Here is a 22,632-nt window from a genome sequence, read left to right on the forward strand (position 1 = left end):
GGAAGCGTGGCAATGACAACTGCTAGTGAGTCCATCGGGTCAAGTCCAAGGACGTGGTGTACGACGTTGTCGCGTGATTGTTCGTCGTGATGGTTCAGGCGGTCAGTGCACCGACTTGGCTCAGTTAGTGCGCACTGTCTGCGCGGATCTTGACGAGTGCGTCGCGAAGGTCATCGGGTAGTGGGTCAGCGGCGGTGAGGATCTGGTTGCCGGCTTTGACTTTCACACTGCGGTAGCGGCCGGTGGTGCGGACGAATTTCTTGATCGTCCGGCCAGTTTGGGCCTCGATGTAGTGGCTATTGGCCAGCGCGGCGACCACGATGCTCAGGTGCGCTTCGACGGATTCGCGCAGGCGGTGATAGATCGGGCGGTCGACTACGCGGCCCGCCTGATGGCCTGACCTGTCTCATGCCTATTCGTGGTGTTTGTCGTTGTCTTCGCACTCACGGTGTTTGCGATGATTCCCGCGGCGTTCTTGCCGAAGAAGCGCACCGGCAACACTGGCCAACGTCGCGATCGGTCTGGTGGGATGTAGGAGGCCGGTGGCAGGTGGGCCGGGCACGATCGATTACGCGCCGGTTGTGCGTTCCTGCGTCAATCTTTCGCGTAGGCTCTTGGGCCGTATGTCGGTCCAGTGTTCGTCGATGAAGTCGAGGCATGCGGAGCGCGCTGCCTCGCCGAATACTACCCGCCATCCGGCTGGGATATCGGCATAGACGGGCCATAGGCTGTGTTGGTCTTCGTCGTTGACCAAGACGTAGAAGATGCCGTTGTCGTCGTCAAACGGATTGACAGTCAAGGGTTCCCAACTTTCCACTCGCCTGGATTTGAATTGAATCTGATGTCGATTCGCGAATGTTGAGCACGAGATTAACGACTCCGGACCACTACTGGCCATAGGCATGGTTGTCAGAACGAGATCCCGGTAGGCGGCAATGTGCACAGCCAGGCGCGACTGGTTGCGTGAGGACTTGGAGCGCGCTTGTCGCGGTGCAGCCGGCCGGACAAAGGGCCGGCGATGTTCTGTATGCCCGCGCATCGGTGCGGCTGCGTCAGGGTAGCGGCGGAGACCGCCTACCTCCGGAGGTTGCTCAGCTCGATGTGCTGTGTGCTGCTTCGATGCGCTTTGTGCAGGGCTACTTGTCCATGGCGAAGCTTTGTGTCCTGCATTAGCTTCCTTTTCGCGCGACTTGTGAAGGCGAGCAGCGTTTGTGGATCGAAGGAGCTGTGGATGGGTAACGAAGTTAGGTTTCGTAGGCCCCGCGGTCACTATGGTCTGTTGATCACGCCTGATCCTGAATGGTAGGCAATGCTCGACTTTCGGGTGCGGGATAGCGGAACCTTTCGATAGCGGAGCCGCTTTTCATGTACGGCGCTCGTTAGCTCTTCCTCAGGGTTACATGCGCATTGGAGATTTCTTACGCGAAGCACGGTCATGCTCATGGAAGGCTGTTGATGGCAACTCATGAAGAACTTCATTCTTACCTCAAACAGGCCGTCTTGGAGTTGGAGAAGACACGTCAGCGTTTGCGGGAGATCGAAGCCAGAGGCCGTGAGCCGATTGCGATCGTTGGTATGGCTTGCCGCTATCCCGGTGGGTTGAATTCACCGGCGGAGTTGTGGCGGGCGGTGTGTGAAAAGCGTGATCTGGTTTCGGGTTTGCCGAGTGACCGCGGGTGGGAGATTGACGAGGTCAACGAACTCGACTCCGCGTCGGGAGCGCGGTTTGGCGGCTTTATCGCCGACGTCAGCATGTTTGATGCTGACTTCTTTGGGATTGGCGCGTGTGAGGCGGCGGTGATGGATCCCCATCAGCGGGTGGTTCTGGAGTCCGCCTGGGAGGCATTTGAGCGCGCTGGCATCGATCCAGCCACGGTTCGGGGCACCGACACGGGGGTCTTCCTCGGCATGACATCCAATATGAGCACAACGCAAAACGTCTGCGTGGCAACAGAAGACATGACGAGCTGGGCAGCGAGCATGGTCGCTGGCCGGGTTTCTTATTTCTTTGGTTTCGATGGCCCGGCGATCACGCTTGATACTGCATGTTCGTCATCGTTGGTCGCGATCCATCGGGCGATCCGATCGCTGCGGTCGGGGGAGTGTCCACTGGCGATCGCCGGTGGTGTGACGGTGATGACGCAGCAAGGCTTTGTGGGGTTGGTGGGTAAAAAGCCGGCTGCGGCCGGTCGATGCAAGTCTTTTGCGGCGTCTGCGGATCGTCCCGGATGGGGTGAAGGTGTGGGCGTGCTGCTGTTGGAGCGGTTATCCGATGCGGTGGAAAACCAGCATCCGGTATTGGCGGTAATTCGTGGTTCGGCGGTCAACCATGATGGGCCGACCAACGGGCCGGAGGCCCCCAATCGGCTTGCGCAACAACGAGTGATTCAGCGCGCGCTGCAGGACGCTGATCTGTCGGCAGCTCAAGTGGATGTGGTTGAGGCACACGGCACCGGGATTCCGGTGGGTGATGCCACCGAAGTCGAAGCGTTGATAGAGACCTACGGCCGGAACCGGCCCGATGGCCGGCCATTGTGGCTGGGGTCGCTCAAGTCGAATATGGGCCATACGCTCGCGGCGGCTGGCGTTGGCGGCGTGATCAAGATGGTAGAGGCGCTGCGCCATCGGGTCATACCGGCGACACTGCACGCCGAGGAACCGACACCGTTTGTGGATTGGTCGTCGGGGGGTGTCCAGCTGGCCGCCGACGCGCACCCGTGGTTGCCGGGTGAAGGTGCGCGCCGGGCTGGTGTGTCTGGGTTCGGTCTTAGCGGAGTCAACGCGCATCTGATCCTCGAGGAGGCTGGCGCGGAACGCTCGGCGCGAGCGGAGGCGACTGGCCCATCGACTACCACTGGCGCCGGTGCGCTCGCGTGGGTAATCACCGCGAAATCTGCCGAGGCACTGCCGATGCAGGGCGCCCGGTTACTAGAGCATCTAGAACAGGATCCGGACTTTCGTCCGATCGACATTGCGTACTCGTTGGCAACTTCCCGGACAACCTTCAACCATCGGGCGGTTGTGGTCGGAAGCGAGCGTGACGAACTGCTTGGCGGGCTCCGGTCATTGGCCGCGGACGCGACGTCGTCGGCGGTGGTGCGTAGTGCGGCGCCCGATGCCACTAAAACAGCGGTGTTGTTTTCGGGTGAGAGCGCGCAGCTGGTGGGTGTGGGCCAGCAGCTCTACGCCCGTTCGCCGATATACGCCGCCGCATTCGATGAGGTGTGTTCGCATTTCGACGAGCAGATCGGCACGCCGCTGCGTGACGCGATTTCCGGAGCTGCCGGCCCGGGAGCGCCGAGATTGCTGGATCAACCCGGCTATGCGCAGCCAGCCCTGTTCGCGGTCCAGGTTGCGCTGTTTCGGCTCGCTCAGTCGTGGGGTCTTCGCCCGGACTACGTGATTGGCCATTCGTTGGGTGAGATATCAGCCGCCTACGTGGCGGGCTTGTGGTCGTTGGAGGACGCCTGCCATCTTGTGGCGGAACGTGCTCGGCTTGTTCAGATGTTGCCGGCCGAAGGCGCCATGCTTTGTGTGGAGGCGTCTCAGGGTGATGTTTCGCCCTATTTGCGTGAGTTCGCCGGCTGTGCGCTGGCTGCCATCAATGGCCCGCTGGCAGTGACGATTTCTGGTGAAGAGCGCTCCTTGAATACACTTTCGGAAAAGCTCGAGGCCAACGGAATGCGAACAAATTGGAGCCGGGTCGGCCGCGCGCTGCATTCGTCGCACATGAATCCGCTGATTCCGGAGCTCATGCAAGCTGTGCGCAAACTCAGTTATCGTGTCCCGACTATCCAAGTTATCTCAGGGTTCACCGGTCGTATTGCCGATGCCGATGTGCTGACTACGCCCGAGTATTGGGTAGATCAGTTAACTAAGCCCGTCCGGTTTATGGAAGCCCTGCGCTGGGCTCGGGTGCAGGGCGAGGTCAGTAATTTCCTGGAAATTGGTCCCGGTGCCGAACTCGTGGCCTACGCCGAGGCCAATTTTGCTGCCGACGAAATGGCTGGCGAACCGGTATGCGCCGCCACATTGCTCAAGCCGGGTATTGAGGAAAACGAATCGTTCATCAGGGGGTTGGCAACGGCGTTTGTCCGTGGCGCATCGATCGATTGGGCCGCCGGATCCTTAGCTTCGGATGCGCGGCGGGTGGAGCTGCCCACCTATGCCTTTCAACGCAAACGGCACTGGCCGACAACCGGTTCGGCTGGTTATGGTGGCGTTTCGATATCGCCACGCGGTGTTAGCCAGTCAACCGAGCCGCCGCGCACCGAGACCGAGCGGCTGCTGGCCGAGGCGATTGAGCATCTTCTTGACATCCCCCGCGTCGGGCGTGCGGACCGCTTTGTGGCTCTCGGCGGTGACAGCGTCACCGCGATGCAGCTGGCGGCCCGTGTGCGTGCGGCGGGTATGCCGCTGACTCCGCAGCTGATTTTCGATCATCCGACCGTGCAGCAGTTGGCGGAGGCGCTGGACCGCGTCATGGCCGCCGGTGAGGACGAGGGCGACGCTGTTTGTGATGGGTCCAATGATGCGCGCGGCGAGGCGATGAGTATGTCAGGTTTGTCCGCCGAGCAATTGGCCGCGCTGCCTGGTGTGCTGGCAAAGATCGATGCGGCGGTGCTGCTATGACCCAGACCAGCGCGGATGTTTCCGGCATCCAGGATGTGATGACGCTGAGCCCGCTTCAGCAGGGGCTGTTCGCGCTGGCGATGGCCAGCGAGGCACCGTCGGATGATCCGTACACGATGGCGATAGGCATCGATGTTACTGGGCCGTTGGACAGCGAGTTGTTGCGTGACTGCGTGGTGTTGATGCTCAAGCGTCACCCGAATGTGCGCGCGCGCTTCGTGGGGCGGGTGCTGCCGCATCCGGTCCAGGTCGTGCCTGTTGCTGTGGACTTGGCTTTCGAGCACGTCACCGCGACCGGGGAGTCGGCGGTAACGCTCGAAAGCGAGGAGCGGGCAAAGGGATTCGATCTGGAAAAGGGTCCGCCGATCCGGTTCTTGCTCATCGAGTTGTCCGATGTGGCGTGGCGGTTCCATATCGCCGTGCATCACATCGTGATCGATGGGTGGTCGATGGTGTTGTTCATCGACGAACTGCTGAGGTTGTATCAATCGGGCGGCAACCTTGATGCGCTCCCGTCGCCCCCGCGGCCTTATCGTGACTACCTGAGCTGGTTGGCCCGTCGTGACGTGGCGCAGTCAGAAGAGCTGTGGCGGCAATACCTCGCGGGTCTGCCTGGGCCGACGCTGCTGGCGGCGGAGTCACCCGGGGGTAACAGCGTGCAACCGGGCGGTGAAGCGACCTACACGGTGGTGCGCCTCGATGCGGCGGCCACGAGTGGCCTTGTTCATGGTGCGCGTACCCGCGGTGTCACGGTGAGTACGCTTACCCAGCTTGCGTGGGCGTTGTTGTTGTCGGCGCATACCGGCAGTCAAGACGTGGTGTTTGGTGTCACTGTATCTACTCGACCGGCCGAGCTAACCGGTGTTGAATCCATGGTCGGGCTGTTGATCAACACAGTGCCGATGCGTGTGAGTCTTGAGCCAACGACTTTGGTGGGTAGCAAATGTGCGCTTATGCAGCGCGACGGTGCCCGGTTGCGCGAGCACGCTTACCTTGGGCATGCGCAGATCCGGTCGTTGGCTGGTTTGGGTGAGTTGTTCGACACCGTGTTGGCCTTCGAGAATTTTCCCCTGACCGATTCGATCAGCGGCGGGGGGTTGGCCGCCGGCTCGGTAACTTTCCGGTCGCCCACGTTGCGAAGTCGGGCGCATTTTCCGGTCGGCATCCAGGCCGAAATCGCCGAGGGCGAATTGATGCTGACCATAGCGACCAGCGAGATGTCTCCAGGCGATATCAACTCGGAGGAGCTGGGGCGTCGGCTCCTGGCCATGATGGCGCGGCTGCTCGATATGTGGGACCACCCCTTGCGCGAGGTGAGCATGCTGTTCGACACCGCGCCGGGCGGTGCGGGCGAACCCTCAGAACAGGCATACCTCGATCGGGTTGGTAACTGGGGCGCATTGACCGCGGCGGGGGCGGGGGCGTTTGCGTCGGTGCCGGAGTTGTTTGCCGCGCAGGTGCGGCGCACGCCGTTGGCGCCGGCGTTGGTGTTTGCGGGTCAGACGTTGAGTTACCGCGAGTTGGATGTGGCGTCTACTCGGTTGGCGCAGTTGTTGGTGGGCTGTGGGGTCGGTGCTGGCGAGGTGGTGGGGCTGGCGTTGGAGCGCTCGGCTCGGGCGGTGGTGGCCATTGTCGGGGTGTTAAAGACCGGGGCGGCGTATTTGCCGATTGATCCGGCGTTGCCGGCGGCGCGGGTGGATTTCATGATCGGTGATGCCGCGCCGCGGGTGGTGATCACCACCGCGGGGTTGCTGGATCGCTTCGCCGGTCATGAGGTGGTGGTCGTCGATATCGATGATCCGGTGATCGAGACCCAGCCCGATACCGCGTTGCCGGTCCCGACCGCCGACAATATCGCCCACATCATCTACACCTCGGGCACCACCGGGGTCCCCAAAGGCGTCGCCGTCACCCACCACAACATCACCCAACTCGTGGATCGGCTGGACGCCGAGATGATCCCGCTGGGGCCGGGGCAGGTGTGGAGCCAATGCCACTCATACGGTTTTGACTTGTCGGTGTTCGAGATGTGGGGGGCGTTGCTGCATGGGGGCCGGTTGGTGGTGGTGCCCGAGGAGTTGACCCGTTCCCCCGCGGAGCTACACGAGTTGTTGGTGGCCGAGCAGGTCAGCGTGCTTAGCCAAACCCCCAGCGCGGCGGGGGCGTTGTCGAGGCAGGGGTTGGAGTCGACCACCCTGGTGGTGGGCGGTGAGGCGTGCCCGCCCGAGGTGGTCGAGCGGTGGGCACCGGGGCGGGTCATGGTCAATCAGTACGGTCCCACCGAGACCACCATGTATGCGTCGATGAGTGCGCCGTTGGTGGCCGGTGCGGATGTGGTGCCGATCGGGTCGCCGGTGTCGGGGGCGGCGTTGTTTGTGCTGGATGGGTGGTTGCGTCCGGTGCCGGTGGGGGTGGCTGGGGAGTTGTATGTGGCCGGTGCCGGGGTCGGTGTGGGGTATTGGCGGCGGGCGTCGTTGACCGGGTCGCGGTTTGTGGCGTGTCCGTTTGCTGGGGTGGGTGCGCCGGGAGCGCGGATGTATCGCACCGGGGATGTGGTGCGGTGGGGTGTTGATGGCCAGTTGGAGTATCTGGGGCGTGCTGATGAGCAGGTCAAGATCCGTGGGTATCGCATCGAGTTGGGTGAGGTTCAGGCCGCGCTGGCCGCGGTGGAGGGTGTGGATCAGGCGGTGGTGATCGCTCGCCAGGATGGTGAGGGTCCCAAGCGGTTGGTGGGCTATGTCACCGGTGATGTCGAGGTCGGCGCGGTTCGGGCGGTGTTGGCCCAGCGGTTGCCCGCTTATATGGTGCCCGCGGCGGTGGTGGGGTTGGCGCAGTTGCCGTTGACGTTGAACGGCAAGCTTGATGTGCGGGCGTTGCCCGCTCCTGAGTACGGCCACAGCGAGCATTACCGGGCCCCGGCGAGCCCGGTCGAAGAGATCCTGGCCGGTATTTATGCCCAAGTGCTCGGCGTGGATCGGGTCGGGGTTGATGACTCTTTCTTTGATTTGGGTGGGGATTCGCTGTCGGCGATGCGGGTGATCGCGGCGATCAACACCACACTGGACGTCGACCTAGCCGTGTTTGCCCTGTTTGAGGCGCCGACGGTGGCGGGGTTGGCGGTTTGTGTGGGTGGTGGGGTTTCTGGTGGGCGGGCGCCGTTGGTGGCGGTGCAGCGTCCGGCGGTGATTCCGTTGTCGTTTGCTCAGCAGCGGTTGTGGTTTTTGGATCAGCTGGAGGGTCCCTCACCGATCTACAACATGGTGAGGTCGTTGCGGTTGCGTGGGCGTGTTGATGATGCGGCGTTGGGGGCGGCGTTAGTTGATGTGGTGGGCCGGCATGAAAGCTTGCGGACGGTGTTTGTGACCGTCGATGGGGTGGCCCAGCAGGTGATTGTTCCGGTGGAGCGCGTCGAGGTGGGGTGGCAGGTTGTTGATGCTGGTGGCTGGTCGCAGTCGCAGTTGCAGCAGGCCATGGAGCAGCAGGCGCGGCATAGTTTTGATTTGGCGGTAGAAATTCCGTTGCGGGCGCGGCTGTTTCGGGTGAGCGCTGTCGAGCATGTGTTGGTGGTGGTGATCCACCATATCGCCGCTGATGGGTGGTCGTTGGCGCCGTTGACCGCTGATCTGGGGGTGGCTTATGCCAGCCGGTGTGCGGGTCGGGCTCCGGATTGGGCGCCGTTGGCGGTGCAGTATGTCGATTACACGTTGTGGCAGCGCGCTCATTTGGGGGAGCTTGCCGATAGTGGTAGTGCGGCTAGTGCGCAGTTGGCGTATTGGGTCGATGAGTTGGCCGGGATGGGTGAGCGGTTGGCGTTGCCGACCGATCGGGCGTATCCGGCGGTGGCGGATCATCGTGGTGGCAGTGTGGAGGTGGACTGGCCGGCGGCGTTGCAGGCGCGGGTGGCGCGGGTGGCCGCTGAGCATAATGCGACCAGTTTCATGGTGGTCCAGACCGCGCTTAGTGCCCTGTTGTCGATGTTGGCGGCCAGCAGTGATGTGGCGGTGGGGTTTGCGGTGGCCGGTCGTAGCGATCCGGCCCTCGATGAGCTGATCGGGTCTTTTGTCAATACGTTGGTGTTGCGGGTCCAGCTCGACGGGGATGTGAGTTTTGCTGAGTTGCTGGCCCAGGTGCGTGCGCGCAGCCTGGCCGCTTTCGAGCATCAAGACGTGCCGTTTGAGGTGGTGGTCGAGCGGCTTAACCCGACCCGCAGCTTGACCCATCACCCCCTGATCCAAGTCATGTTGGCCTGGCAAAACAACCTGCCCGCCAACCTGGCATTGGGTGATCTGGATGTCGCCCGGGTGCCGGTGCACACCGGCACTGCGCGGATGGATTTGGCGTTTATCTTGGCTGAGCGTTTTACCGCTGCGGGTGCTCCTGCCGGTATTGCGGGGATGGTGGAATACCGCACCGATGTGTTTGATGCGGCCACGATTGGCCGGTTGATTGAGCGGTTGCGGTTGGTGTTGGAGGCGATGACCGCTGATCCCGATCGACGGTTGTCCTCGATTGATTTGCTTGATGAGGCTGAGCATGCCCGTTTGGATCGGATTGGCAACCGGACCGCATTGACCGCGGCGGGGGCGGGGGCGTTTGCGTCGGTGCCGGAGTTGTTTGCCGCGCAGGTGCGGCGCACGCCGTTGGCGCCGGCGTTGGTGTTTGCGGGTCAGACGTTGAGTTACCGCGAGTTGGATGTGGCGTCTACTCGGTTGGCGCAGTTGTTGGTGGGCTGTGGGGTCGGTGCTGGCGAGGTGGTGGGGCTGGCGTTGGAGCGCTCGGCTCGGGCGGTGGTGGCCATTGTCGGGGTGTTAAAGACCGGGGCGGCGTATTTGCCGATTGATCCGGCGTTGCCGGCGGCGCGGGTGGATTTCATGATCGGTGATGCCGCGCCGCGGGTGGTGATCACCACCGCGGGGTTGCTGGATCGCTTCGCCGGTCATGAGGTGGTGGTCGTCGATATCGATGATCCGGTGATCGAGACCCAGCCCGATACCGCTTTGCCGGTCCCGACCGCCGACAATATCGCCTACATCATCTACACCTCGGGCACCACCGGGGTCCCCAAAGGCGTCGCCGTCACCCACCACAACATCACCCAACTCGTGGATCGGCTGGACGCCGAGATGATCCCGCTGGGGCCGGGGCAGGTGTGGAGCCAATGGCATTCGTATGGGTTCGACGTTTCGGTGTTCGAGATGTGGGGGGCGTTGCTGCATGGGGGCCGGTTGGTGGTGGTGCCCGAGGCGGTGACTCGCGCTCCGGACCAGTTGCATGAGTTGTTGGTGGCCGAGCAGGTCAGCGTGCTTAGCCAAACCCCCAGCGCGGCGGGGGCGTTGTCGAGGCAGGGGTTGGAGTCGACCACCCTGGTGGTGGCCGGTGAGGCATGCCCGCCCGAGGTGGTCGAGCGGTGGGCACCGGGGCGGGTCATGCTCAACGGCTACGGTCCCACCGAGACCACGATTTATGCGTCGATGAGTGCGCCGTTGGTGGCCGGTGCGGATGTGGTGCCGATCGGGTCGCCGGTGTCGGGGGCGGCGTTGTTTGTGCTGGATGGGTGGTTGCGTCCGGTGCCGGTGGGGGTGGTCGGGGAGTTGTATGTGGCTGGTGCCGGGGTCGGTGTGGGGTATTGGCGGCGGGCGTCGTTGACCGGGTCGCGGTTTGTGGCGTGTCCGTTTGCTGGGGTGGGTGCGCCGGGAGCGCGGATGTATCGCACCGGGGATGTGGTGCGGTGGGGTGTTGATGGCCAGTTGGAGTATCTGGGGCGTGCTGATGAGCAGGTCAAGATCCGTGGGTATCGCATCGAGTTGGGTGAGGTTCAGGCCGCGCTGGCCGCGGTGGAGGGTGTGGATCAGGCGGTGGTGATCGCTCGCCAGGATGGTGAGGGTCCCAAGCGGTTGGTGGGCTATGTCACCGGTGATGTCGAGGTCGATGCGGTTCGGGCGGTGTTGGCCCAGCGGTTGCCCGCTTATATGGTGCCCGCGGCGGTGGTGGGGTTGGCGCAGTTGCCGTTGACGTTGAACGGCAAGCTTGATGTGCGGGCGTTGCCCGCTCCCGAGTACGGCCACAGCGAGCATTACCGGGCCCCGGCGAGCCCGGTCGAAGAGATCCTGGCCGGTATTTATGCCCAAGTGCTGGGGTTGGATCGGGTCGGGGTTGATGACTCTTTCTTTGATTTGGGTGGGGATTCGCTGTCGGCGATGCGGGTGATCGCGGCGATCAATTCCGCGTTGGATGTTGTGGTCTCGGTGCGGGTGTTGTTTGAGGCGCCGACGGTGGCGGGGTTGGCGGCTTGTGTGGGTGGTGGGGTTTTTGGTGGGCGGGCGCCGTTGGTGGCGGTGCAGCGTCCGGCGGTGATTCCGTTGTCGTTTGCTCAGCAGCGGTTGTGGTTTTTGGATCAGCTGGAGGGTCCCTCACCGATCTACAACATGGTGGGGTCGTTGCGGTTGCGTGGGCGTGTTGATGATGCGGCGTTGGGGGCGGCGTTAGTTGATGTGGTGGGCCGGCATGAAAGCTTGCGGACGGTGTTTGTGACCGTCGATGGGGTGGCCCAGCAGGTGATTGTTCCGGTGGAGCGCGTCGAGGTGGGGTGGCAGGTTGTTGATGCTGGTGGCTGGTCGCAGTCGCAGTTGCAGCAGGCCATGGAGCAGCAGGCGCGGCATAGTTTTGATTTGGCGGTAGAAATTCCGTTGCGGGCGCGGCTGTTTCGGGTGAGCGCTGTCGAGCATGTGTTGGTGGTGGTGATCCACCATATCGCCGCTGATGGGTGGTCGTTGGCGCCGTTGACCGCTGATCTGGGGGTGGCTTATGCCAGCCGGTGTGCGGGTCGGGCTCCGGATTGGGCGCCGTTGGCGGTGCAGTATGTCGATTACACGTTGTGGCAGCGCGCTCATTTGGGGGAGCTTGCCGATAGTGGTAGTGCGGCTAGTGCGCAGTTGGCGTATTGGGTCGATGAGTTGGCCGGGATGGGTGAGCGGTTGGCGTTGCCGACCGATCGGGCGTATCCGGCGGTGGCGGATCATCGTGGTGGCAGTGTGGAGGTGGACTGGCCGGCGGCGTTGCAGGCGCGGGTGGCGCGGGTGGCCGCTGAGCATAATGCGACCAGTTTCATGGTGGTCCAGACCGCGCTTAGTGCCCTGTTGTCGATGTTGGCGGCCAGCAGTGATGTGGCGGTGGGGTTTGCGGTGGCCGGTCGTAGCGATCCGGCCCTCGATGAGCTGATCGGGTCTTTTGTCAATACGTTGGTGTTGCGGGTCCAGCTCGACGGGGATGTGAGTTTTGCTGAGTTGCTGGCCCAGGTGCGTGCGCGCAGCCTGGCCGCTTTCGAGCATCAAGACGTGCCGTTTGAGGTGGTGGTCGAGCGGCTTAACCCGACCCGCAGCTTGACCCATCACCCCCTGATCCAAGTCATGTTGGCCTGGCAAAACAACCTGCCCGCCGACCTGGCATTAGGTGATCTGGAGGCCACCCCCATCTCCCTGCACACCGGTGCCGCGCGGATGGATTTGGTGTTTTCGTTGGCTGAGCGTTTTACCGCTGCGGGTGCTCCTGCCGGTATTGCGGGGATGGTGGAATACCGCACCGATGTGTTTGATGCGGCCACGATTGGCCGGTTGATTGAGCGGTTGCGGTTGGTGTTGGAGGCGATGACCGCTGATCCCGATCGACGGTTGTCCTCGATTGATTTGCTTGATGAGGCTGAGCATGCCCGTTTGGATCGGATTGGCAACCGGACCGCATTGACCGCGGCGGGGGCGGGGGCGTTTGCGTCGGTGCCGGAGTTGTTTGCCGCGCAGGTGCGGCGCACGCCGTTGGCGCCGGCGTTGGTGTTTGAGGGTCAGACGTTGAGTTACCGCGAGTTGGATGTGGCGTCTACTCGGTTGGCGCAGTTGTTGGTGGGCTGTGGGGTCGGTGCTGGCGAGGTGGTGGGGCTGGCGTTGGAGCGCTCGGCTCGGGCGGTGGTGGCCATTGTCGGGGTGTTAAAGACCGGGGCGGCGTATTTGCCGATTGATCCGGCGTTGCCGGCGGCGCGGGTGGATTTCATGATCGGTGATGCCGCGCCGCGGGTGGTGATCACCACCGCGGGGTTGCTGGATCGCTTCGCCGGTCATGAGGTGGTGGTCGTCGATATCGATGATCCGGTGATCGAGACCCAGCCCGATACCGCGTTGCCGGTCCCGACCGCCGACAATATCGCCCACATCATCTACACCTCGGGCACCACCGGGGTCCCCAAAGGCGTCGCCGTCACCCACCACAACCTCACCCGGCTCTTCGCCACGCCGCCAGCCGGCCTGGTACCCGCGCCTGGCCAGGTGTGGAGCCAATGCCACTCATATGCCTTTGATTACTCGTCGTGGGAAATGTGGGGGGCGTTGCTGCATGGGGGCCGGTTGGTGGTGGTGCCCGAGGCGGTGACTCGCGCTCCGGACCAGTTGCATGAGTTGTTGGTGGCCGAGCAGGTCAGCGTGCTTAGCCAAACCCCCAGCGCGGCGGGGGCGTTGTCGAGGCAGGGGTTGGAGTCGACCACCCTGGTGGTGGCCGGTGAGGCATGCCCGCCCGAGGTGGTCGAGCGGTGGGCACCGGGGCGGGTCATGCTCAACGGCTACGGTCCCACCGAGACCACGATTTATGCGTCGATGAGTGCGCCGTTGGTGGCCGGTGCGGATGTGGTGCCGATTGGGTCGCCGGTGTCGGGGGCGGCGTTGTTTGTGCTGGATGGGTGGTTGCGTCCGGTGCCGGTGGGGGTGGCTGGGGAGTTGTATGTGGCTGGTGCCGGGGTCGGTGTGGGGTATTGGCGGCGGGCGTCGTTGACCGGGTCGCGGTTTGTGGCGTGTCCGTTTGCTGGGGTGGGTGCGCCGGGAGCGCGGATGTATCGCACCGGGGATGTGGTGCGGTGGGGTGTTGATGGCCAGTTGGAGTATCTGGGGCGTGCTGATGAGCAGGTCAAGATCCGTGGGTATCGCATCGAGTTGGGTGAGGTTCAGGCCGCGCTGGCCGCGGTGGAGGGTGTGGATCAGGCGGTGGTGATCGCTCGCCAGGATGGTGAGGGTCCCAAGCGGTTGGTGGGCTATGTCACCGGTGATGTCGAGGTCGATGCGGTTCGGGCGGTGTTGGCCCAGCGGTTGCCCGCTTATATGGTGCCCGCGGCGGTGGTGGGGTTGGCGCAGTTGCCGTTGACGTTGAACGGCAAGCTTGATGTGCGGGCGTTGCCCGCTCCCGAGTACGGCCACAGCGAGCATTACCGGGCCCCGGCGAGCCCGGTCGAGGAGATCCTGGCCGGTATTTATGCCCAAGTGCTCGGCGTGGATCGGGTCGGGGTTGATGACTCCTTCTTCGACCTCGGCGGAGACAGCATCCTGGCGATCCAGGTTGTCGCGCGCGCCCGCGATGAAGGTGTGCTGTGCCGAGCGCGCGATCTTTTCACCGAACAAACGGTGGCCGGCGTGGGCCGGGCGGCCGGTCGTGCCACCAGCGAGGGGCTCGACGAGGGCCACCACCACGTGGGTGAGGTGCTAGCCACACCGATCATGATGTGGCTACTGAATACCCCCGGCCCGGTGGAGCATTTCAACCAGGCGCTGTTGTTACAGGCACCGGCCGGGGTGGGCGAGCACGACGTGGTGGCCCTACTGCAAGCGTTGGTGGATCGCCACGCCATGCTGCGGCTACAAGTTGCACCCGCGGACAGCAACGGAGATTGGTCGTTGTGGGTGCGCGAACCCGGGTCCATCGATGCCGCCAAGTGTGTGCGGCCGGTGCCGGCGTTGTCCGACGAAGCGCTGGTGGCGGCCCGCTCGCTGTTGGATCCCGCTTCCGGGGTGATGCTCAGTGCGCTGTGGGCGGCGGCTACTGGCCAGCTGTTGCTGATTGTGCATCATCTCGCTGTCGATGCGGTGTCGTGGCGGATCTTGCTGGACGATCTCAACAGCGGCTGGGATCAGCACCGCCGGGGCCAACACGTGCATTTGGCGGCCCGAGGGACATCGTTTCAGCGCTGGGCGTCGGTGCTGGCCGAAGGCGCACGCCGTGAAGCGGTCATTGAGCAGGTCGGTGCTTGGCAGCACGTGGTGTCGATACCCGCCGCGTTACCTGCACCGGAACCGGATGTGGATACCTTCGCTACCGCCGGTCACCTGTCGGCATCCCTCGATGCCGAGACCACTCGAATGCTTCTTGCCGAAGTGCCCGCCGCCTTCGGGGCTGGGGTGCAGGACATCCTATTGATCGCCTTTGGGTTGGCGTGGGCGCAGTTCTTGGGCACGGGGGACGCCCCGATCGGCATCGATGTCGAAGGCCACGGGCGTCACGAGGAACTCGCTGCCGGGATTGACCTATCGCACACCGTGGGATGGTTCACCTCCAAATACCCGGTAGCGTTGTGTGTCGGCGGGTTGGACTGGTCTCACGTCACCGCCGGTCATACGGGGCTGGGTGCCGTCATCAAGAACGCGAAGGAGCAACTTCGCGCCCTCCCGGACGGCTGGACCTACGGGCTGCTGCGCTACCTCAACGATGAGGTCGATCTCACCGGTTGCGATCCGGCCATTGGCTTCAACTACCTAGGGCGATTGGGTGCTCCATCGGCCGGCCCGCGCGCTGACGACGCCTGGCGGATCGGCTCGTGGAGTTCGACCTCGAGCAACAGCAATGCTGGTCTGGCGATGCCGTTGCTGCACACGGTGGAACTCAACGCGGCCACCGTCGAAACCGAGGCCGGCGCACAACTACAGGCCGGTTGGACCTGGGCGTCCGGCAAACTCGATCGCAACCAGATCGACCGCGTGAGCCAATTGTGGTTTGACGCACTGCGCGGCATGTGCGCACATGTCAGCCGCGGTGGGGGCGGGCTGACCCCCAGCGATATCCTCCCGGCCCGGCTCAGCCAGCGGCAAATCGAAGACCTCGAGCGTCAATACCGCGTCGCCGACATCTTGCCGTTGACCCCGCTGCAGCAGGGGTTGCTTTTCCACGCCGCCAGCAGCATGTACGACGACCTAGGCGACCCCTACGCGGTGCAGTTCGATTTCACCTTGACTGGGCACCTGGACCAGCACCGACTACACCGTGCCATGCATACGGTGCTTACCCGCCATCCGAACCTGGCGGCCCGATTCATCTGGCCCAAAGACAACGACCCGGTGCAGATCATCGCCACCGATCCGATGCTGCCCTGGCACTATGAGGACCTAGCCGCCAGCGGCGTTGACGTCGAACAGCGGATCCAGCAACTGTGCACCACCGAACGCGACGCCGTCTGCGATATCACCCAGCAACCGCCATTTCGAGCGGCGCTGATCCGCACCGGGCACGATCAGCACCGACTACTGCTCACCCACCACCACATCGTGCTCGACGGCTGGTCGATTCCGATCCTGATGGGTGAGATATTCGCTGCCTACAACGGACAGTCGATGCCCGCACCCCTGTCGTATCGCAAGTTCTTGACCTGGCTTGCCAGCCGCGACGTGCAGAGCGCCCATCGGGCCTGGGGGTCGGTGCTCGACGGCTTTGAAACCCCGACGCTGGTCGGCCCGGCACATTCGTTGGGGCTGGGCCCGCGCGGCACCCAACGGTTCCACCTGTCCGCCAACACCACCGAGGGGTTGACCAGGCTGGCGCGTCAATCTCACGCCACCCTCAACACCGTGTTGCAGGCGGCCTGGGCGCAAATAGTGGCCTGGTTGACCGGCCACCACGACGTCGCATTCGGCACCACCGTTTCGGGTCGGCCCGCGGAGCTGGCCGGCGCCGAATCAATGGTCGGCCTGTTGATTAACACGCTGCCGGTCCGAGCGCGTATCACTCCCACCACCACCGTCGTTGACCTAATTGGCCAGCTTCAGTGTTTCCACAACGACACGGTGGAGCATCAGTTCTTGGCGCTGAATGAGATCCACCAAATCACCGGCCGAGAGCAGCTTTTCGACACCCTAATGGTGTACGAAAACTACCCCATGGATTCCGGGAAGCCCCTCGGTGCTGGCGACCTAGCCATCGCCGATATCGCTAGCCACGAATCCACGCACTACCCCCTGGGGATGCAGGTGCTACCGGGCCGCGAACTAGGCTTCCGCATCGAGTTTCGCACCGATGTGTTTGATGCGGCCACGATTGGCCGGTTGATTGAGCGGTTGCGGTTGGTGTTGGAGGCGATGACCGCTGATCCCGATCGACGGTTGTCCTCGATTGATTTGCTTGATGAGGCTGAGCATGCCCGTTTGGATCGGATTGGCAACCGGACCGCATTGACCGCGGCGGGGGCGGGGGCGTTTGCGTCGGTGCCGGAGTTGTTTGCCGCGCAGGTGCGGCGCACGCCGTTGGCGCCGGCGTTGGTGTTTGAGGGTCAGACGTTGAGTTACCGCGGGTTGGATGTGGCGTCTACTCGGTTGGCGCAGTTGTTGGTGGGCTGTGGGGTCGGTGCTGGCGAGGTGGTGGGGCTGGCGTTGGAGCGCTCGGCTCGGGCGGTGGTGGCCATTGTCGGGGTGTTAAAGACCGGGGCGGCGTATTTGCCGATTGATCCGGCGTTGCCGGCGGCGCGGGTGGATTTCATGATCGGTGATGCCGCGCCGCGGGTGGTGATCACCACCGCGGGGTTGCTGGATCGCTTCGCCGGTCATGAGGTGGTGGTCGTCGATATCGATGATCCGGTGATCGAGACCCAGCCCGATACCGCGTTGCCGGTCCCGACCGCCGACAATATCGCCTACATCATCTACACCTCGGGCACCACCGGGGTCCCCAAAGGCGTCGCCGTCACCCACACCGGAATTGCCGGTCTGGTGACCACCCACCTGGAACGCAATGTCATTACGCCTGAGAGCCGGATTCTGCAGTTTGCCCCATTAACCTTCGATGCGTCTGTGTCGAACATGTGGACCGCACTGTTGACGGGCGCGGCCGCGGTGATACCCAACGCGGACCAGGCGTTGCCGGGCGAGCAATTGCTTGAACTCATGCGCCAACAAGACGTGTCCCACGCGGTATTTACCCCCACAGCCTTGGCGGCGCTGCCGGCGAGCCAACTGCGAAGCGTCCGGTTGACGGTGGGCGGCGAGGCGTGCACGAGAGAACTCGCGGACCGATACGCCGCCGCGGCCACCACGCTGATGAACGTTTACGGTCCGACCGAAACGACCGTGGAAGTTGCGATCGCCGGCCCCCTGCACGCGGGTGCGGATGTGGTGCCGATTGGGTCGCCGGTGTCGGGGGTGGCGTTGTTTGTGCTGGATGGGTGGTTGCGTCCGGTGCCGGTGGGGGTGGCTGGGGAGTTGTATGTGGCTGGTGCCGGGGTCGGTGTGGGGTATTGGCGGCGGGCGTCGTTGACCGGGTCGCGGTTTGTGGCGTGTCCGTTTGCTGGGGTGGGTGCGCCGGGAGCGCGGATGTATCGCACCGGGGATGTGGTGCGGTGGGGTGTTGATGGCCAGTTGGAGTATCTGGGGCGTGCTGATGAGCAGGTCAAGATCCGTGGGTATCGCATCGAGTTGGGTGAGGTTCAGGCCGCGCTGGCCGCGGTGGAGGGTGTGGATCAGGCGGTGGTGATCGCTCGCCAGGATGGTGAGGGTCCCAAGCGGTTGGTGGGCTATGTCACCGGTGATGTCGAGGTCGGCGCGGTTCGGGCGGTGTTGGCCCAATGGTTGCCCGCTTATATGGTGCCCGCGGCGGTGGTGGGGTTGGCGCAGTTGCCGTTGACGTTGAACGGCAAGCTTGATGTGCGGGCGTTGCCGGCTCCGGAGTATGTGCACGCCGACCGGTATCGGGCTCCGGCGGGCCCGGTCGAGGAGATCCTGGCCGGTATTTATGCCCAAGTGCTGGGGTTGGATCGGGTCGGGGTTGATGACTCTTTCTTTGATTTGGGTGGGGATTCGCTGTCGGCGATGCGGGTGATCGCGGCGATCAATTCCGCGTTGGATGTTGTGGTCTCGGTGCGGGTGTTGTTTGAGGCGCCGACGGTGGCGGGGTTGGCGGCTTGTGTGGGTGGTGGGGTTTTTGGTGGGCGGGCGCCGTTGGTGGCGGTGCAGCGTCCGGCGGTGATTCCGTTGTCGTTTGCTCAGCAGCGGTTGTGGTTTTTGGATCAGCTGGAGGGTCCCTCACCGATCTACAACATGGTGGGGTCGTTGCGGTTGCGTGGGCGTGTTGATGATGCGGCGTTGGGGGCGGCGTTAGTTGATGTGGTGGGCCGGCATGAAAGCTTGCGGACGGTGTTTGTGACCGTCGATGGGGTGGCCCAGCAGGTGATTGTTCCGGTGGAGCGCGTCGAGGTGGGGTGGCAGGTTGTTGATGCTGGTGGCTGGTCGCAGTCGCAGTTGCAGCAGGCCATGGAGCAGCAGGCGCGGCATAGTTTTGATTTGGCGGTAGAAATTCCGTTGCGGGCGCGGCTGTTTCGGGTGAGCGCTGTCGAGCATGTGTTGGTGGTGGTGATCCACCATATCGCCGCTGATGGGTGGTCGTTGGCGCCGTTGACCGCTGATCTGGGGGTGGCTTATGCCAGCCGGTGTGCGGGTCGGGCTCCGGATTGGGCGCCGTTGGCGGTGCAGTATGTCGATTACACGTTGTGGCAGCGCGCTCATTTGGGGGAGCTTGCCGATAGTGGTAGTGCGGCTAGTGCGCAGTTGGCGTATTGGGTCGATGAGTTGGCCGGGATGGGTGAGCGGTTGGCGTTGCCGACCGATCGGGCGTATCCGGCGGTGGCGGATCATCGTGGTGGCAGTGTGGAGGTGGACTGGCCGGCGGCGTTGCAGGCGCGGGTGGCGCGGGTGGCCGCTGAGCATAATGCGACCAGTTTCATGGTGGTCCAGACCGCGCTTAGTGCCCTGTTGTCGATGTTGGCGGCCAGCAGTGATGTGGCGGTGGGGTTTGCGGTGGCCGGTCGTAGCGATCCGGCCCTCGATGAGCTGATCGGGTTCTTTGTCAATACGTTGGTGTTGCGGGTCCAGCTCGACGGGGATGTGAGTTTTGCTGAGTTGCTGGCCCAGGTGCGTGCGCGCAGCCTGGCCGCTTTCGAGCATCAAGACGTGCCGTTTGAGGTGGTGGTCGAGCGGCTTAACCCGACCCGCAGCTTGACCCATCACCCCCTGATCCAAGTCATGTTGGCCTGGCAGAACTTCGCCGGCCCACACGACAATCTCGGTGCCCCAGTAGCGCTCGGCGGGCTGGAGGCCACCCCCATCTCCCTGCACACCGGTGCCGCGCGGATGGATTTGGTGTTTTCGTTGGCTGAGCGTTTTACCGCTGCGGGTGCTCCTGCCGGTATTGCGGGGATGGTGGAATACCGCACCGATGTGTTTGATGCGGCCACGATTGGCCGGTTGATTGAGCGGTTGCGGTTGGTGTTGGAGGCGATGACCGCTGATCCCGATCGACGGTTGTCCTCGATTGATTTGCTTGATGAGGCTGAGCATGCCCGTTTGGATCGGATTGGCAACCGGACCGCATTGACCGCGGCGGGGGCGGGGGCGTTTGCGTCGGTGCCGGAGTTGTTTGCCGCGCAGGTGCGGCGCACGCCGTTGGCGCCGGCGTTGGTGTTTGCGGGTCAGACGTTGAGTTACCGTGAGTTGGATGTGGCGTCTACTCGGTTGGCGCAGTTGTTGGTGGGCTGTGGGGTCGGTGCTGGCGAGGTGGTGGGGCTGGCGTTGGAGCGCTCGGCTCGGGCGGTGGTGGCCATTGTCGGGGTGTTAAAGACCGGGGCGGCGTATTTGCCGATTGATCCGGCGTTGCCGGCGGCGCGGGTGGATTTCATGATCGGTGATGCCGCGCCGCGGGTGGTGATCACCACCGCGGGGTTGCTGGATCGCTTCGCCGGTCATGAGGTGGTGGTCGTCGATATCGATGATCCGGTGATCGAGACCCAGCCCGATACCGCGTTGCCGGTCCCGACCGCCGACAATATCGCCTACATCATCTACACCTCGGGCACCACCGGGGTCCCCAAAGGCGTCGCCGTCACCCACCACAACATCGTCCGGCTATATGACTCGAGACAAACCGCCCTGGTACCCGCGCCTGACCAGGTGTGGAGCCAATGCCATTCGTATGGGTTCGACGTTTCGGTGTTCGAGATGTGGGGGGCGTTGCTGCATGGGGGCCGGTTGGTGGTGGTGCCCGAGGAGTTGACCCGTTCCCCCGCGGAGCTACACGAGTTGTTGGTGGCCGAGCAGGTCAGCGTGCTTAGCCAAACCCCCAGCGCGGCGGGGATGTTGTCGACGCAGGGGTTGGAGTCGACCACCCTGGTGGTGGCCGGTGAGGCATGCCCGCCCGAGGTGGTCGAGCGGTGGGCACCGGGGCGGGTCATGCTCAACGCCTACGGCCCCACCGAGACTTGGTACTCATCGATGAGTGCGCCGTTGGTGGCCGGTGCGGATGTGGTGCCGATTGGGTCGCCGGTGTCGGGGGCGGCGTTGTTTGTGCTGGATGGGTGGTTGCGTCCGGTGCCGGTGGGGGTGGCTGGGGAGTTGTATGTGGCCGGTGCCGGGGTCGGTGTGGGGTATTGGCGGCGGGCGTCGTTGACCGGGTCGCGGTTTGTGGCGTGTCCGTTTGCTGGGGTGGGTGCGCCGGGAGCGCGGATGTATCGCACCGGGGATGTGGTGCGGTGGGGTGTTGATGGCCAGTTGGAGTATCTGGGGCGTGCTGATGAGCAGGTCAAGATCCGTGGGTATCGCATCGAGTTGGGTGAGGTTCAGGCCGCGCTGGCCGCGGTGGAGGGTGTGGATCAGGCGGTGGTGATCGCTCGCCAGGATGGTGAGGGTCCCAAGCGGTTGGTGGGCTATGTCACCGGTGATGTCGAGGTCGATGCGGTTCGGGCGGTGTTGGCCCAGCGGTTGCCCGCTTATATGGTGCCCGCGGCGGTGGTGGGGTTGGCGCAGTTGCCGTTGACGTTGAACGGCAAGCTTGATGTGCGGGCGTTGCCCGCTCCTGAGTACGGCCACAGCGAGCATTACCGGGCCCCGGCGAGCCCGGTCGAAGAGATCCTGGCCGGTATTTATGCCCAAGTGCTGGGGTTGGATCGGGTCGGGGTTGATGACTCCTTCTTCGACCTCGGCGGAGACAGCATCCTGGCGATGAAGGTGATCGCGGCGATCAACACCACACTGGATGCCGACCTGCCTGTGCGGGTGCTGTTCGAGGCCCCGACAGTGGCGGGCCTTCGCCAGCAGCTTGAATCGGCGGAAATTTCACTCGAAGTTGTTCCCGTCGAGGTGTTCAAACAATGCGACGGAATTCCACTGTTTTGTTTGCCCCCAGGAGGCGGGCTGGCCTGGCAGTACCGAAACCTGGAATCGTATGTGGACTGCCCCATCGTCGGCTTCCAACAGCCAATTGGTGAATCTTGGCTGGGATCAATCCGAGAAATCGCATGCAACTACGCGGATAAGGCCCAAGAATTCTATCCCGAGGGTCCCTACAACCTCATTGGCTGGTCGTTTGGCGGCCTCGTCGCGCATCAACTTGCCATTGAGCTACAGCGGCGTGGGTGCAAGGTTCGATCCCTGATCGTCCTCGACCCTCGCCTGGACCTGGACGGAAGTGAAAAACAAGACCCGATACCCGAAAGCTATATCGTAGGGAGATTCCTACAGATGAATGGCATCGAGATCGAGGAACAATCGCAGCCGCTTACTTACCGGCAGGTGGAGGCGCTGTTTCGGCATCGCGAAGCGGTTGAGTTTCCGCTCCCTCCCAAGCGGATTTTGGAAACCATGGTCGAGAACTTGAACATCAGTCTCCGACTCCAATCCGGACACGTACCCGACGTATTCGATGGCGACATGATCATCTTTTCGGGACGGGCGGGCGACGCACCACCGCTGGCGCCAATATGGCAACCATTCGTTGCGGGCAATATCGCCGAACACCCTGTCGACTGCGCCCACGATGAGATGCTCAATCCGGAATCACTGAAATATTTTGGTGAACAGCTCGGGGCATATCTGCTCTAGGGCAGGCCGAAAATGTTCTTGGAAACGCGAGCATGTCGGACAGGTTTGTAAAGGATGTTAAACCCGC

The 22,632-nt window shown here is 63.5% G+C and carries 4 protein-coding genes and 1 pseudogene; 3 read left to right on the forward strand and 2 right to left on the reverse strand.

Translation table 11 applies throughout. From position 1 onward, the window contains the following. Nucleotides 1-124 precede the first annotated feature (124 nt). Both MB901379_RS05180 and MB901379_RS05185 read right to left on the reverse strand, forming a co-directional pair. Nucleotides 125-370: pseudogene (locus MB901379_RS05180) on the reverse strand (IS1634 family transposase); the annotation flags it as partial. Nucleotides 371-568: 198 nt separating this feature from the next. Then, nucleotides 569-799, reverse strand: coding sequence for an MbtH family protein (locus MB901379_RS05185; RefSeq protein WP_158015655.1), 231 nt, complete (start codon nucleotides 797-799; stop codon nucleotides 569-571). Nucleotides 800-963: 164 nt separating this feature from the next. Here MB901379_RS05185 and MB901379_RS24405 point away from each other — a divergent pair, with 164 nt between their 5' ends. The 3 genes from MB901379_RS24405 (at nucleotide 964) to MB901379_RS05195 (ending at nucleotide 22,565) form a co-directional block, all read left to right on the forward strand. Then, nucleotides 964-1,173 (forward strand): hypothetical protein, encoded by a 210-nt coding sequence (locus MB901379_RS24405; RefSeq protein WP_232021995.1) that lies wholly within the window; start codon nucleotides 964-966, stop codon nucleotides 1,171-1,173. 282 nt (nucleotides 1,174-1,455) lie between these two features. Continuing rightward, entirely contained in the window at nucleotides 1,456-4,632 is a 3,177-nt protein-coding gene (locus tag MB901379_RS05190) for a type I polyketide synthase (RefSeq protein WP_158015656.1), read from the forward strand. After that, a complete protein-coding gene (locus tag MB901379_RS05195; RefSeq protein WP_158015657.1) occupies nucleotides 4,629-22,565 on the forward strand; it encodes a non-ribosomal peptide synthetase in 17,937 nt (5,978 codons plus the stop codon). The genes MB901379_RS05190 and MB901379_RS05195 overlap by 4 nt, the downstream gene beginning before the upstream one ends. Nucleotides 22,566-22,632 lie beyond the last annotated feature (67 nt).

This window comes from Mycobacterium basiliense, from assembly GCF_900292015.1.
Lineage (GTDB): Bacteria > Actinomycetota > Actinomycetes > Mycobacteriales > Mycobacteriaceae > Mycobacterium > Mycobacterium basiliense.

Coding starts and splice junctions, on each gene's coding strand:
- MB901379_RS05190 (WP_158015656.1), top strand. CDS start 1,456: ATGGCAACTCATGAAGAACTTCATTCTTACCTCAAACAGGCCGTCTTG.
- MB901379_RS05195 (WP_158015657.1), top strand. CDS start 4,629: ATGACCCAGACCAGCGCGGATGTTTCCGGCATCCAGGATGTGATGACG.